This window comes from Paenarthrobacter sp. YIM B13468, from assembly GCF_042788025.1.
GTDB classification, from domain to species: Bacteria; Actinomycetota; Actinomycetes; order Actinomycetales; family Micrococcaceae; genus Arthrobacter; species Arthrobacter aromaticivorans.
The window spans coordinates 24,240-37,793 of sequence record NZ_JBHZPI010000024.1; the positions used below are offsets into that span (position 1 = coordinate 24,240).

Here is a 13,554-nt window from a genome sequence, read left to right on the forward strand (position 1 = left end):
ACATCAGTCACGGCCCGTCGGTTGGTTTCAGTACCATCGCGGATCCTCCTCCACGACGCTTCGGCTCGGCTGCGGCGGTGAGCTTTCCATCTTCGCCAAACTCAATTGCCGTGGCGGCACCAATTTCGGCCGCCGAGGTGAATGCATCGCCGGCAGGATCCAGATCATGCCCTAACGACTCCAACGCGGAACCGTAAGCATCAATGAATGCCGGCTCGGAACTCACTGTGAGTCCGTTTCGCGGAGCAGCACGCGGGGCAGCAATGGCCTCGGAGATGTCCATCCCCAAATCCACGCGGTTCAGGATGGTCTGCAACACCGTGGTGATGATGGTGGATCCGCCGGGGGAGCCGAGCGCCAGGAAGGGGTCGCCGTCCTGAAGGATGATGGTCGGCGACATCGAAGAACGCGGACGCTTGCCTGGCTGGATCCTGTTGGGGTCAGTGGCGTTGTACACGGCGCTGAAGTCGGTGAGCTCATTGTTCAGCAGGAATCCGCGGCCTGGGACGACGATTCCGGAACCGCCTGTCTGCTCAATGGTCAGCGTGTACTCCACCACGTTGCCCCATTTGTCGGCGACCGTCAGGTTGGTGGTCGAAATGTTCTCAGTATCTGTCTCGTCGGCGAGCGGTGCCGCCTGGGCCGGGCACACGCCGTCGTACGTTGTTATGTCTCCCGGGGCGACCGGCTTGGGAGCTGCCGCGGTCGGATCGATCTTGCAGGCGCGTTCCTTACCGAAAATCGGGTCTGTGAGGACATCAGTGGGTACGTCAACGAACGCCGGATCGCCCACGTAAGCGCCGCGGTCGGCGAACGCCAAGGAGCTGGCCTCGAAATAATGGTGCAGCGCGTCTACGGGCTGCATGTCCTTGAGCTCGAAGTTTTCAAGGATGTTCAGCGATTCGCCAACGGTGGTGCCGCCGCTGCTGGATGGCGCCATGCCGTAGACGTCATAGCCGCGGTACTTCACGTGAGTCGGATCTTGGTCGACTGCCTTGTGGGCGGCTAGATCGTCAGTGGTCATGAACCCAGGTGGCACGGGAAGATCAGTGTCACCCGACGTCGGGGGCTTCTTTACTGCAGACACCATCTCTTCTGCGAGTGGCCCTGTGTAGAAGGCACTGGTGCCTTCCTTCGCCAGCAAGCGGTAGGTCTCCGCCAGTTGGGGGTTCTTGAAGATACTCCCGACGGCGGGAGCGTCACCACCGGGGAGGAACAGGTCCTGCGTGGACGTGAAGGTGTTGAAGCGGAACTTGTTGTCCAACGTCTGGTTTCGGAACGTATCGTCCACCACGAAGCCGCGGTTGGCTACCTTGATGGCGGGTTTGAGTGCCTCGCCCAGGTTCAGGGTGCCCCATCGCTCAAGTGCTCGTTCCCAGGTGGCGGGAGTGCCGGGGACGCCTACGGAGACGCCGCTGGTTGGCAGTTCGGGCCTCTTGGTAGTGAAGAGGTACGGCTTGCCGGTGGCGGGATCGATGAATGCATCGTTTGGCATGGTTGCCGGCGCGGTTTCGCGGCCATCAATGGTGCTGACTTGCTTGGTCTTGGCGTCATAGAAAACGAAGTAGCCGCCGCCTCCAATACCGGCGCTGTATGGCTCGGTGACGCCGAGGGTGGCGGCCGCAGCGACAGCGGCGTCGGCTGCGTTCCCACCCTTGCGGAGGACCTCGATGGCGGCCGCCGAAGCTTCCGGATCCACCGTGCTTACTGCACCGCCGTATCCGGTGGCTGTGGGGTTTTTCTCGGTTTCGCGAGGATCGGCGAAGGCCGGACTGGCTACTGCTCCGCTTGTCACGCTTAGGGCCAGGGCTGCGGTGACCGCAGCCAATTGGCGTCTCACATGTGTCATGGTTCTCCCAGATTTTTCCCAGACGATGATGTGGTTGGACGGTCCGGCAACCCTATCCGGGGCTTTGGGGAGTTTCAACGGTGAAGTAGGTCAAGCTCCTATGAGAGCCGCTGCCAGTGGGACCTGTACGAGTAGGATTCCGGGAGGAAATAGCTGGACTGTAGTTCCACCATGGCGTGCTGATCGTCGTAATACGCGAGGTCGATGCGCAGCGAAGTTTCTCCTTCTTCGCGTTGAAGGTTCATGGCTGCCTCTGGCGACAAGCCCGATGCGGTGATGCTCTGCTCTGCGCTCGCAATGCCTCCAGGGATGCGCTCATCCAGGATTTCGGCCACAGTTCTGTACGAAGCGAATCCGGGTTCCTTTAGTTCGCTTACATCCTGGAGCAGTTCGCCGATGTGAGGGGGCATGAACACCGAGGTGTAGCAAAAGGCGCCCTGATCGCTAAGGCGCCGGAAGGATGCGCAGGCAACGTCGTCGGTTGGCAGACGGAGCCTGCCTGCCGCGGCCAGTTCGATGCGCTTGTGAAGGGGAATGACGAGTTCGTAGCGCGAATCATGAACCGATGAGAGCAAGTCCCTCGCCGAGCTGAACTGCCGTCCAGTCTCCCCTGACGGTGCCAGGAACGTACCTTTGCCGGCGATTCGTACGATTAGTCGTTCCCTGGCGAGTTCCTCCAAGGCCTTACGTACGGTTTGGCGGCTTAGCCCGAACTGTTTCACTAGCTGGGCTTCAGTGGGCAGCATGGCGGTCTCAGGCAGAACGTTCATCTTGATGGCTTCACGCAAAGCCCTGCTAAGCCATTCATGTCGCTTTTCTCCTGGCAGCGGCCCGGCATCGCGGATGTCGGCAAGGAGTGATTCGGCGTCGAGGGTTTCGATCGGTGATGTCACACTGCAGCCTTCGCTCGGTTGTACGTACAAATACAACCATAGCCAATACCAATGACTTCAGCCACCCCGGCGCAGGGGTTTTTCATGGCCCCTCCTTCGCGTTCTTCCTTGGCAAAACAGAACCTTTTAGACCTCTAGACAACTCCTCAAGAATACATGTACCGTAATTGAACGTACAAATAAGCGTGTTGTCAGGACTGCGCGAGGAGGCATTGTCAGATGACTGAAAACCGGAACTTGACCGTAGGTGGGCTTGAAGTGGAGGCAGGAGAGAAAAAGACTGGCTGGCTCAAGCTGGGCACCAGGCCGGATGGGACGCCCTTGGGCATCCCACTGGTAGTGATTAACGGTGCCAAGCCAGGCCCGAGACTGGCTCTGATTGCCGGGGTGCACGGAGACGAGTACGACTGCTGCGAAGGACTTCGACGGTTTCTGTCCGATGTTGATCCATCCACGCTTTCCGGGGCTATTGTCGCCACCACCCAGGCCAACCCCGCGGCATTTGAAAGCTTCTCCCGGCACAGCCCGGTAGACCACTTGGACCTAAACCGGTGTTTTCCTGGTAACCCTGATGGCTTCCTGACTGAACGCGTTGCCGATGCGCTGGTCACGCACATCGTGGCCGGAGCGGACTACCTGCTTGACATGCACAGCGGCGGAATGACTCTTGGCCTCATGCCGTTTGTCGGTTTCGATGACAGCCCGGGGGAATTCGGTGAGAAGTCCTTCAAGCTGGCTCAATCAACCGGTATTGAAACCTTGTATGCGGCCGTGCCGTTCAAGAACGTCCTGCGATTGGTCGCTGCCGAGAGCGGAGTCCCGTCCATTCTGGTCGAAATCGGGTCCGAAGGGCGCATGCGGGAGGACCTGGCGGAACAGGCCAGAATGACGCTTGCCGGTGTTGCCCAGCGGCTTGGCATGGTTCCCGAATCGGAAAAATGGACAGTCCCTTACACGGAGAATCACACCATCGTCCGCGCAGCGAAGACAGGGGAATTCCTCCAGGCACCAACCGGCGGGTTCCTTCTGCACCGTGTGGCCCTGGGGCAGACCGTAGAAGCGGGAGAGATCCTGGGCGAGATTGTGGATCCCTTTGGCGAGCAACTTCACGAAATCCGCGCCCCGCATGGCGGTCTTATCGGTGAAATGCGAACGGTTCCCGCCACAAGGATCGGTGATTGGACGTACGCCGTGCTGCCGGTTGCTGGAAGCGTGCCCACCGGATCCGATCTGCAGACCCTTAGGAACTTGCCATGAACATGAAAACAGTTGAGACATCCGTGGAGTCACCCCTCTTTTACGGCGGTGATGGCTTACAGGAAACCAAAGTCCGGCGCATGCGAACCCTTATGGACGAGAGGGGGCTGGATGCAATCCTGTTCATTAAGCACGACGCCGTGCGGTGGATAACCGGGTTCTATGCGAAGGGGTACCGCCCCTTTATCGAGATCGAGTACCTGGCTCTACTCATCAACAAAGGCCCGGTAATCCTCGGAACAGCACTCAGCGGCGAACGCGCCCGGGCAATATCACGCTCAAGGGCTGACGAGGTAGTACAGCTTGGAAGCCGGAGCACATGGGCGGGAACCGTCGAAGACATTCTCACCCTGCACGGCCTGACGAAGGGCAGGATTGGCTTCGACTTCCTCACCCATGACCTGGACCGAGAACTCCAAAACCGACTCCCCAAGGCCGAGTTCGTCGACGCATCGGCGCTGTGGACCGATGCAACCAAAATCAAGGAGCCCGAAGAAATCGCCCTCATAAGGCAGGCGCTGGCCATCACCCAGGACGGAATGAGGGTCGCCTTGGAGACAATTCGTCGGCCGGACGCGCCACGTGAAATTGATGTTGCTGCCGCGGCGGAGTACGAAATGCGCCTCGCGGGATCGGAAATGACGCCATTCATTACCAACGTGGCGTCCGGACCAAACGCCGCCATCTTCGAACGCCTCGCAACCGAACGACGGATCAACGACGGGGATATGGTCATCGTGGATCTTGGGTGCGTCTACCGCGGTTACACAGGAGATTTCGCACGCGGAACTGTTCGCGGAAAAGCTTCCCGAGCCCAGAAGCGGCTTTACCGGGCCGCCTGGCTCGCCCAGCAGGAAGCCATCCACGCCATCCGGCCCGGAGTCACCTGTGCCTCCATCGACAAGATTGCACGCGATGTCCTCATCCAGGAAGGATACGGCAACTACACCATGCCCTGGGCCTCCGGCCACCAGCTCGGCTACGGCCTTCACGGGGCTCCGGTCATCGCTCCCGGAGTGCAGGACGTGTTGATGCCCGGAATGGTCATCAACATTGAGCCTGCCGCCTGCACACCTGACCAGCCGGAAGTAGGCGGCGTCGAGATAGAAGACACCGTACTTGTCACGGAAAACGGCTACGAAATGCTTACAAGCTTCCCCTACGACGAGGACCTCTTGTCCTAACCCTGGCTGCCCAGAAAGGTAGGAAAATAAAATGAATGAAACAACGAAACCAACTCCCGTGATGAGCGAAACGGTTACCAACTCCATCAGGCGACGGGCTGTGCTCGCCGGTGCCATTGGCAACATGGTGGAATGGTATGACTTCGCTGTCTACGGACTGTTCGCCGTAATCATCGCAGCGAACTTCTTCCCAAACCAGGACCCAACGGCGGGCCTCCTGTCGACCTTTGCCGTCTTCGCGGCCTCGTTCTTTATCCGCCCCCTCGGCGCCGTTTTCTTCGGCCATTTTGGAGACAAGCACGGGCGAAAGAACGTCCTCCTGGCCACTGTTGCACTCATGGGCGCAGCCACCGTCGCCATTGGCCTAACACCCAGCTATGCGTCAATTGGCCTGGCAGCGCCCGCTTTGCTCGTCCTGTTTCGTTTTGTCCAGGCCTTCTCGGCCGGCGGGGAGTGGAGCGGATCCTCCGTCTACACAGTCGAATATGCGCCGCGCAACCGTCGTTACCTTTACGGCAGCTGGGTTCAAGTCAGCGCGTCCGCAGGAACCCTGGTGGGCTCGCTGACTGCAGCACTCTGCGGCCTGTTGTCTTCGGAGGCGGCCCTCCGTGACTGGGTTTGGAGGATTCCTTTCATCCTCGGCGGCATCATCGGTGTGCTGGGGCTTATCCTGCGGGCAAAACTGGAAGATACTCCGGAATTCAGGAAAGCCCAGTCAGAACCGAAACCCCACAAGACGCCACTTGGTTCGGTGTTCAGGAACTACCGCTCCGAAGGGCTCATCGCCATCGGAGTTACCATCGGCTACTCGGTAAGCATCTATATGTTCTCTACTTACCTGCCGACCTATATCAAGACCACAACCCAGGTACGCCTGACGGACGCCCTGCTTGGGAACTCCTTGCAGCTGGTGGTCCTGATGATCTTGATTCCGTTCGCCGCGATTCTTGCCGACAAGGTCGGCAGCAGGAAGTTGCTCATCGCCTTTGCCGCACTCATGATCGTCTGCGTCGTACCCCTGTTCCAGCTCATCGCGGTCGGGACGCTGGGCTCCGTGATACTTGGACAGGTCCTGTTTGCCGCTATTGTCTCGCTCATTGGAGGAACCGCGGTCACGACCACCACCCGGCTTTTCCCCATAGACGTCCGATACACAGGACTTGGCGTCAGCTACAACATCGCTGTGGCCGGCTTCGGAGGAACCGCCCCATTCATCTCCACCTGGCTGATCGGATCCACCGGCAGCCCCCTCTCACCGGCGTACTACGTCATCTTTGCCGCGCTGATTGTCGGACTGGTCGCCGTATTTGCCCTGAAAGGCAGGGACGCGGCCGCAGCATCAAATTAGCCGCAAAGCAAAATAGCGTCATGCTTGAGGGGAGGGAACGGAAGTGTCCCTCCCCTCAAGTTGCATCTGAAGGGGAGGGATAACTCAAATTATCCCGTTGCTCTGCTCGTCACGTCATCTGCGACCCAGTTGGGTTCAAACCCGCACGGGTTCCTTTCGGTCGATCACCATGTTCAGCTGGGCGAGCGTGTCCTCGGGCGTTCCGTTGGCGTCAACGACCATGAAGTCATTGAACTCTGGCAGCGAGCAGTAGGCAGTCCGGAACGCTTCCAGGTCTGCCACCTCTTCGTGATCGGTGCCGCGCGCCATAACCCGTTGGTATGCATGCTGCGGATCGGCATCTAAGTGGACCACGAGGTCCGGAGCAGGGAGCTTTTCCAGCAACCACGGAAGCAGCCTGCCCCGGCCCAATCCAACCGCGCGGCGCAGGGCAAGTTGGCAGTAGAGATGCCTGTCCATGACCACCAAGCCGTCGAACCGCAGGGCTCGCGCATGCGAAACAAGCACGTTGACCACGCGGATGCACGTCTCTACAAAATCGGCACCCCGAGGCGGCAAGCTCCACCCAAACCGCTCAGAAAAGAGCGACATCCGTCGGCGTGCAGCATGGTTACTAAGCAGCAGCGCATCGTGCCCCTCGGCGCGAGCCGAATCCACCAAGGCGCGGGCCGCCGTCGTCTTTCCTGAACCGTCTATTCCTGTCAGAACAATGAGCATGGGCCTCCCGTCGTCTCTCTTTCAACGGAGGGGAGGCCGGCCTTGTCCCTGATTGAGGCATAGATCACGCTTCAGCAGTGCTTTTCCGCCAAGACATACTAAGTTTCCTGTTGAACTACTTCGCCGAAACACAATGCGCGCCTATCATGATGCTGTGCACGTGCTTCGGAGGGCAGTGGTTCTGTTTGAACTGTTGTCATTTGGGGTAAGTACGGAATAAGGAGAACATTTCTCCGTTCGGTGCCCGTTGCTTTGGGGTGGAGCTCCAATTGGAGTCCCAGCGGACGCCTTCCTAACTGGACAAATTTTTTTGAAGGGATGCGTAGCTTAGATGAACACACTATTGGTGATTGCTGGCGTCATTGCGATCGTGCTGCTGCTTGTTGGCGGTTTTAACCAGGCCTTGAGTTTCTTGCTTTGGGTAGGAATTATCCTGCTGGTCCTGGCCCTCATTGGCTGGGTTCTTGGCCGGGGCCGGTCGCGCGTATGACAACTGATCCAAGCGAAGTTGCCGGCTTCAGTCAGGTGCACGATGGGATAACGACGCCCGGTCATCCGATCCCACGGGATCTTGGTGCGTCCACCTCCGATGATCAAGTACCTGTTGGCGACGCATCCGGAACAGGTTCGGAAGATGCCGCCGATGCCGGAGGTAATGAGTCCGCGAATCCACCTGGACCGGCAGAAGAGAAGGATGAGCGGACTGCGGATGATCGCGGTTTAACTACCGAAACTAATCCGTCGGATTGACATGGGGTTTTGCGGTCGGGGGCCAGGGAAGGTATCCCGGCCCCGACCGCGCCCTTTGGCCTCCCAGTAAGAAGCAAAAGCTGGGTTTTCCCGTTTATGGATGGGGGAAGAAATGCGAGTCGGTTCAATTATCGGGCTGATCGTAGTTGTATGGCTCGTCATTGGGGCAATAGCAGCGGGCCAACGCGGCTATTACAACGCCCCGCCCGCCCAGTGTTCGCAGTTCGCGACGATCGCTTTGAATATCGTCGCCGGACCGCTTAATTACACAGGGATGGATCCACAGGCAGGCTGCGAGGTTCCGCAGCCATCATGACTCGGCAAGGCGGACGCCTCGCGGCGATATTCCTGGCTCTGGCGGTACTCGCCGGAGCCTTGGCCGCATGCTCCCCGCGTCCTTCCGCCGAGACGCTTGAGAAGCCAGCAAAAAATGTGTTTGCGGCCGTCCAGGCGGCCACCCTTGCTGTGGACCTCCGGATAAAAGACAGCACGACGGCGGCTGCCGGGTCCACTGCCGCCGACGACATGTTGGGCGAGGTGGAGTCGGCCACCGATGAGGTTGAGGGTTTCACCGCCCCCACCGAGAAGGAGAAGTCGCTTCGTGATGACATGCTGGCCACCTTCGCCACTATCTCGCGTGCGTTGCTGCATGCCCGTGATGCGTTGACCGCGCCCGCTAACGCGCCCGGCAAGGCAGAACGACAAGAGCAAGGGCAATCCGGTTCCGGCGCGGACGGCCTGCCGGAGGTCCTGGGCGAGTTGCGTAGCGCAACGGACCAGCTCAAAGCCCTCATGACCAAGGCCGGCATCCAGTGAAGCGGCTCCTCGGTGTTGCGCTTGGCATCCTGACGGCTATCGGGGGCTTCGTTGACATCGGGGATTTGGTGACCAACGCCGTGGTGGGTTCCCGCTTCGGGCTATCCCTGGCTTGGGTGGTGGTGGTGGGCGTCGTCGGAATCTGCCTCTTTGCCAACATGTCAGGACGGGTGGCGGCCGTATCGGGGCGGGCGACTTTCGAGGTTATCCGCGAGCGCATGGGTCCACGCGCCGGGCTGGCCAACCTTGGCGCTTCCTTCCTGATCAACCTGATGACGGTCACCGCTGAGATCGGGGGCATCGCCTTGGCTTTGCAGTTGGCCAGCGGTGTGGCTTACCTGCTCTGGGTCCCTGTTGCGTTGCTGGCCGTTTGGCTGGTGATTTGGCGTGTGAAGTTCAAGATCATGGAGAACGTTACCGGGCTCCTGGGACTCTCCTTGGTGGTCTTTGCGGTGGCACTCTTTCTCCTTAAGCCCGATTGGGGTGTCCTGGCCAGCCAGGCGTTCACGCCCTCGGTGCCGAAGGAGGAGGGCGCGGGCGTGTACTGGTACTTTGCCATTGCTCTGTTCGGGGCTGCCATGACGCCGTACGAGGTGTTCTTCTTCTCCTCCGGAGCTGTGGAGGAGCGGTGGAAGGTCAAGGATCTTCTTCAGGCCCGGATAAACGTCCTTCTCGGCTTCCCGCTGGGCGGGTTCCTTTCCGTGGCGATCGCCGCGTGCGCCGCCGTCGTTCTTTTGCCTGCCGGGATCAGCGTCACCACGCTCTCGCAGGTTGCTTTGCCCGTTGCCCAGGCCGGAGGCCAACTGGCCTTGGCCGTGCTGATTCTGGGCGTTGTGGCGGCCACGTTCGGCGCGGCGCTGGAAACCACCCTTTCAAGCGGTTACACGTTGGCGCAGTTCTTTGGATGGTCATGGGGGAAGTTCCGGCGCCCGGCCCAGGCTGCCAGGTTCCACATGTCCATGATCGTGGTCCTGCTGGCGGGTGCTGCTGTCCTCGTCACTGGCGTGGACCCCATCCTGGTGACGGAGTACTCGGTGGTGTTCTCCGCGATCGCGCTGCCGCTGACCTATTTGCCCATTCTGATCGTGTCAAATGATCCCCAATACATGGGCGAGCACGTCAACAACAGGGCAGTGAATATTGCGGGGCTGGTGTATTTGGTGATCATCCTGGCCGCGTCCCTGGCTGCAATCCCGCTCATGATCGCAACAGGAGCAGGCGCATGAGTGCCGCCAAGCGGAGGACGATCCAGCCACATGAAGTCAAGCCTGCCCCGCGTCCGGCAGGGTTGGTCCTCGATGCCCAGCTGCACTTGCTGGACCGGCAGGTGTTGGACGTCGACGGCGTACCCGTCACCACGGTGGACGACCTTGAGTTGAGTGGTCCCGTGCCTGATGAGCCGATCCCGGCAGGTGCTGCGCCACCGACCATTACGGCCTTGCTGACAGGTCCGGTACTTGGCACGCGGATCTTCGGCGGCAGGCCGCCGTCGGACAGGTTGATCCGTATCCCGTGGGACGTCGTAGCCAGTGTGGACACCGTTATTACTGTGGGGGTGCGTTCGGACTCCCTTGATGCTTCGTGGGTGGAACGCTGGCTTCGGAACCACGTCATTGGCCGGATTCCCGGAGGTAGCCATGATCCTGGCTGACATGCTCGGCCGTGAGGTGGTGGATAGCAATGGTGACCGGCTGGGCGAGGTTTCAGATTTCCGCTTCGCCTTGGACTCGGCACCGACCCAACTCCTGAGCCAGGCCCGCTTGGTGGGCATCATTGTGAGTCCGCGGACGGCGTCGTCTTTCCTTGGGTTTGAACGGCAAGGGATGACGCAGCCTTGGCCGGTGGCGCAGTTGTTGCGTTGGTGGCACAGGGGATCGTTCCTGGTGTTGTGGGAGGACATCGCGGTGATGGGTGCGAGTGAGGTGGTGTTGCGTCCGGACTTCGTGCCCTACGAATCGGGGCTGCCACGATAGCGCCTCCAGCACGAAATTGCTAAGTTTGCTGACTAATTTCTTCAAAGCATGGACACGTCGCCAACCGTCCTTATAGGTTCGAAGTGTTCCATTAACACGTTCCACCGCATGGAAAGGGCAGGTCACATGGACAAGCAGAACGCAACACCTGAAGAGGAAGTCGGAGGGTACGGTACCCCTACCGCAGAGCAGGAAGCGGGCGGATCACAGGCGCAGCCCCGTGTGGAAGAGGACCTCAGCGAAGCCGGCCTGAGCGAGGACAGCCCCGACGGCGAAACATATGCAACCGGCGCACCAAATCTCAGCCACCTGGATCCCGAGGACTCGGACAGCGCAGGCGAACCGGGGGCAGGCCGCTTTGGCGGCATTGACGAGCAGTCCCAGGCTGAGCAGAATCTGGACCAGCCAGCAGACTCCCTTGCCGACGGCAGCGGCAATGATCTGCCCCGGGAAGAGTCGCCCAAGGACGATGACGAAGAGAATTTCGACGCAGGTTAGGCCGTAACCACGGCGCGCCCACAAGACAGGCGCGCCACCGGTTATGCAGCCAGCCGGCTGGCGCGCCGCCGGCAATACCTACCCGACCCAAAAGTGTCCGGTTCAAGAAAAGTGTCCAGTCCAAGAAGAGAACATTGAAGGAGCAACACCTTATGGCTACCGTCAATAAAGCAATCGAAGTAGATGTACCCGTCTCCGTCGCCTACAACCAGTGGACGCAGTTCGAGACCTTTCCGGAGTTCATGAACGGAGTGGAGTCCGTAGAGCAGGTCGATGATACAGCTCTCCACTTCTCGACAAATGTGGGTGGCGTAAAGCGCGAATACAATGCCCAGATCATTGAGCAGGTGCCCGATTCCCTGGTCAGCTGGGCGAGCGTGGACGGCCCGCGCAATGCGGGAACGGTGACGTTTGAACCGCTGGACGCGGGGCGGACCCGCGTCAATGTGGAGATCGAATGGGAGCCTGACACCCTCGCTGAAAAAGCCGGCTCGGCGGTCGGAGCGGACAGCTTGCGGGTTGGCGCCGATCTGGACAAATTCAAGAAGTTCATCGAGGCGCAAGGGCATGAAACCGGAGCTTGGCGTGGCACCGTATCCGGTGGCGATGTGGACGAGGGCGGAGGAGCATTGGTTTAGCGGCTTCCCGGCCTAAGCCTTTCTACCGGTGGAGGTCGGCCAGCGAACGGGCCGGCCTCCACGGGTGCCACGAAGAACAAGCTCCTGTGAGGAGAAGTGATGGCAACCTCCAGCAACGTCGAGGCCGAGCGGAAGTTCGACGTCGATCCTTCCACGCCGCTTCCCACGCTTGAGAAGATCGACGGCGTGGCCCGCGTGGGAGAGCCGGCCACCCATAGCCTCGAAGCGGTCTATTTCGACACCAATGACCTCGCGCTTGCGGCCCGCGGAATCACGCTGCGGCGGCGGTCAGGAGGTCCCGACGCCGGCTGGCACCTCAAGCTTCCCCACAGTCCGGGACGTCGCACCGAAATCCACGCGCCCCTGGGCCAGGCGGATACAGTCCCGGTGGAATTGATGGATCGGGTGCTTGCCTACACGCGCGGACACACAGTGGTGGCAGTCGCCACACTCAACACCGAGCGCACCACCCACCCCCTCTACCAGGACGACGGCGAACGCGTGGCCGAGTTTGTGGACGACCAAGTGCGGGCACGCGTGTCCCTCGGGAATCCCAGCGAACAGCAATGGCGCGAATGGGAAGTGGAGCTCAACGGCAGCCGGCTGGCGGACGACGCCGAGCACATTCTGGACGCCGCCGAAGCCCGGCTCACTGATGCAGGAGCGAGCCCGAGCGAGCGCACTTCCAAACTGGCCACAGCCTTGGGGGATTCATGGCCGCGCGCAAAGGGGACCGGCCGCGAGATCCCCAGCCGCAAGGGGCCGGCCGTTGTACCCGTAATGAATTACCTCGACGCCCAGGTGGCCAAGCTGCTCCTACAGGATGCCCATGTACGAATGAACCGGGATGATGCCGTCCACCAGATGCGCTCCCTGACCCAGCGGATCCGTTCCGTGCTCCACAGCTACCGCAAACTTTTCAAGGGTTCCCCGGTTCAGGAACTTGAGCTTGAACTGAAATCGTTGGCCAAGACCCTTGGCCGCTACCGGGATGTAGAGGTCCTTCATGAGCGGCTCCGAAAGGATGTGGAGGAGCTGCCAATGAAGCTGGTTTTGGGTCCTTTTCACGCCGAGCTGGATGAGCGGATGAAGATTCGGACGGACACGGCCATGGCAGCAATCAGGACCCGGCTCAACAGCCCGCGCTATTTCCGGCTTCTGGATGGGCTCGAAGCCTTCCTGGACTCTCCCGCCATCGCGCCGCAGGGAACCGGGCCCGCACGCAAGACCACAGCCAAGCTCGTTAACAAAGCGGCCAAGCGACTCGCCAAACGCCACGACGCAGCGGTGGGTGCCGCCGTCGGGCCTTCGCGTGACTCGGCTTTTCACGATGTCCGCAAGACCGCCAAGAAGCTGCGCTTTGCCGCGGCCACCGCTGAAAGTGTCCACGGGAAGCGCGCCGCGAAGCTCGCGGACGCTGCCCATGATGTCCAGACCATTTTGGGTGAGCATCAGGACAGCGCCATGGCCCGTGCCGAGCTTTTGAAACTGGGGTCTGCGTCCGGTGCTGGTAACAGCGCCTTCACGTATGGATTGCTCCATGCCGCTGAACGCGCCAAGGCCGACGCCGCGCAGCAGGAGTATCTGCGTAGCGGCAAGAAAGCCCGGAAGCTCCGCCTCAAAAAGTAAGA

14 protein-coding genes are annotated in these 13,554 nt (G+C 60.5%); 11 read left to right on the forward strand and 3 right to left on the reverse strand.

What is annotated here, in order from left to right; genetic code table 11:
• Positions 1-7: 7 nt before the first annotated feature.
• A complete protein-coding gene (ggt, locus tag ACFX4T_RS20305; protein ID WP_377653713.1) occupies positions 8-1,849 on the reverse strand; it encodes a gamma-glutamyltransferase in 1,842 nt (613 codons plus the stop codon).
• 98 nt (positions 1,850-1,947) lie between these two features.
• On the reverse strand, positions 1,948-2,742 hold the full coding sequence (locus ACFX4T_RS20310) for a GntR family transcriptional regulator (RefSeq protein ID WP_216926532.1): 795 nt from the start codon (positions 2,740-2,742) through the stop codon (positions 1,948-1,950).
• Positions 2,743-2,961: 219 nt separating this feature from the next.
• On the opposite strand from ACFX4T_RS20310, the gene ACFX4T_RS20315 reads away from it, so the two are divergent.
• From ACFX4T_RS20315 to ACFX4T_RS20325, 3 genes are read left to right on the forward strand one after another with little or no spacing between them, the layout of a single operon-like run.
• Positions 2,962-3,999, forward strand: coding sequence for a succinylglutamate desuccinylase/aspartoacylase family protein (locus ACFX4T_RS20315; protein ID WP_216926531.1), 1,038 nt, complete (start codon positions 2,962-2,964; stop codon positions 3,997-3,999).
• Positions 3,996-5,183, forward strand: a complete 1,188-nt coding sequence (locus ACFX4T_RS20320) for a Xaa-Pro peptidase family protein (RefSeq protein WP_216926530.1) — start codon at positions 3,996-3,998, stop codon at positions 5,181-5,183. Before ACFX4T_RS20315 ends, ACFX4T_RS20320 begins: the two co-directional genes overlap by 4 nt.
• A 31-nt stretch (positions 5,184-5,214) precedes the next feature.
• A complete protein-coding gene (locus ACFX4T_RS20325) occupies positions 5,215-6,531 on the forward strand; it encodes an MFS transporter (protein ID WP_216926529.1) in 1,317 nt (438 codons plus the stop codon).
• A 135-nt stretch (positions 6,532-6,666) separates the two neighbouring features.
• On the opposite strand, the gene ACFX4T_RS20330 is transcribed toward ACFX4T_RS20325, so the two are convergent.
• Positions 6,667-7,248, reverse strand: a complete 582-nt coding sequence (locus tag ACFX4T_RS20330) for an AAA family ATPase (protein ID WP_216926528.1) — start codon at positions 7,246-7,248, stop codon at positions 6,667-6,669.
• A gap of 331 nt (positions 7,249-7,579) precedes the next feature.
• Between ACFX4T_RS20330 and ACFX4T_RS20335 the strand changes: the two genes are divergently transcribed.
• The 8 genes from ACFX4T_RS20335 (at position 7,580) to ACFX4T_RS20370 (ending at position 13,552) form a co-directional block, all read left to right on the forward strand.
• Positions 7,580-7,738 carry a hypothetical protein gene (locus ACFX4T_RS20335; protein WP_216926527.1) on the forward strand — a complete coding sequence of 53 codons (159 nt, stop codon included), beginning with the start codon at positions 7,580-7,582 and terminating at the stop codon, positions 7,736-7,738.
• A gap of 572 nt (positions 7,739-8,310) precedes the next feature.
• Positions 8,311-8,814 carry a hypothetical protein gene (locus tag ACFX4T_RS20340; RefSeq protein WP_377653717.1) on the forward strand — a complete coding sequence of 168 codons (504 nt, stop codon included), beginning with the start codon at positions 8,311-8,313 and terminating at the stop codon, positions 8,812-8,814.
• A complete protein-coding gene (locus ACFX4T_RS20345; protein ID WP_216926525.1) occupies positions 8,811-10,040 on the forward strand; it encodes an Nramp family divalent metal transporter in 1,230 nt (409 codons plus the stop codon). Before ACFX4T_RS20340 ends, ACFX4T_RS20345 begins: the two co-directional genes overlap by 4 nt.
• On the forward strand, positions 10,037-10,465 hold the full coding sequence (locus tag ACFX4T_RS20350) for a hypothetical protein (RefSeq protein ID WP_377653719.1): 429 nt from the start codon (positions 10,037-10,039) through the stop codon (positions 10,463-10,465). The genes ACFX4T_RS20345 and ACFX4T_RS20350 overlap by 4 nt, the downstream gene beginning before the upstream one ends.
• Positions 10,452-10,787, forward strand: a complete 336-nt coding sequence (locus ACFX4T_RS20355) for a PRC-barrel domain-containing protein (RefSeq protein WP_216926523.1) — start codon at positions 10,452-10,454, stop codon at positions 10,785-10,787. The genes ACFX4T_RS20350 and ACFX4T_RS20355 overlap by 14 nt, the downstream gene beginning before the upstream one ends.
• 126 nt (positions 10,788-10,913) lie before the next feature.
• Positions 10,914-11,285: a hypothetical protein gene (locus tag ACFX4T_RS20360; protein WP_377653721.1), complete on the forward strand. Its 372-nt coding sequence runs from the start codon at positions 10,914-10,916 to the stop codon at positions 11,283-11,285.
• 152 nt (positions 11,286-11,437) lie between these two features.
• Positions 11,438-11,923, forward strand: coding sequence for an SRPBCC family protein (locus ACFX4T_RS20365; RefSeq protein ID WP_377653723.1), 486 nt, complete (start codon positions 11,438-11,440; stop codon positions 11,921-11,923).
• Positions 11,924-12,022: 99 nt separating this feature from the next.
• Positions 12,023-13,552 carry a CHAD domain-containing protein gene (locus tag ACFX4T_RS20370; protein ID WP_377653725.1) on the forward strand — a complete coding sequence of 510 codons (1,530 nt, stop codon included), beginning with the start codon at positions 12,023-12,025 and terminating at the stop codon, positions 13,550-13,552.
• The last annotated feature ends 2 nt before the right edge of the window (positions 13,553-13,554 follow it).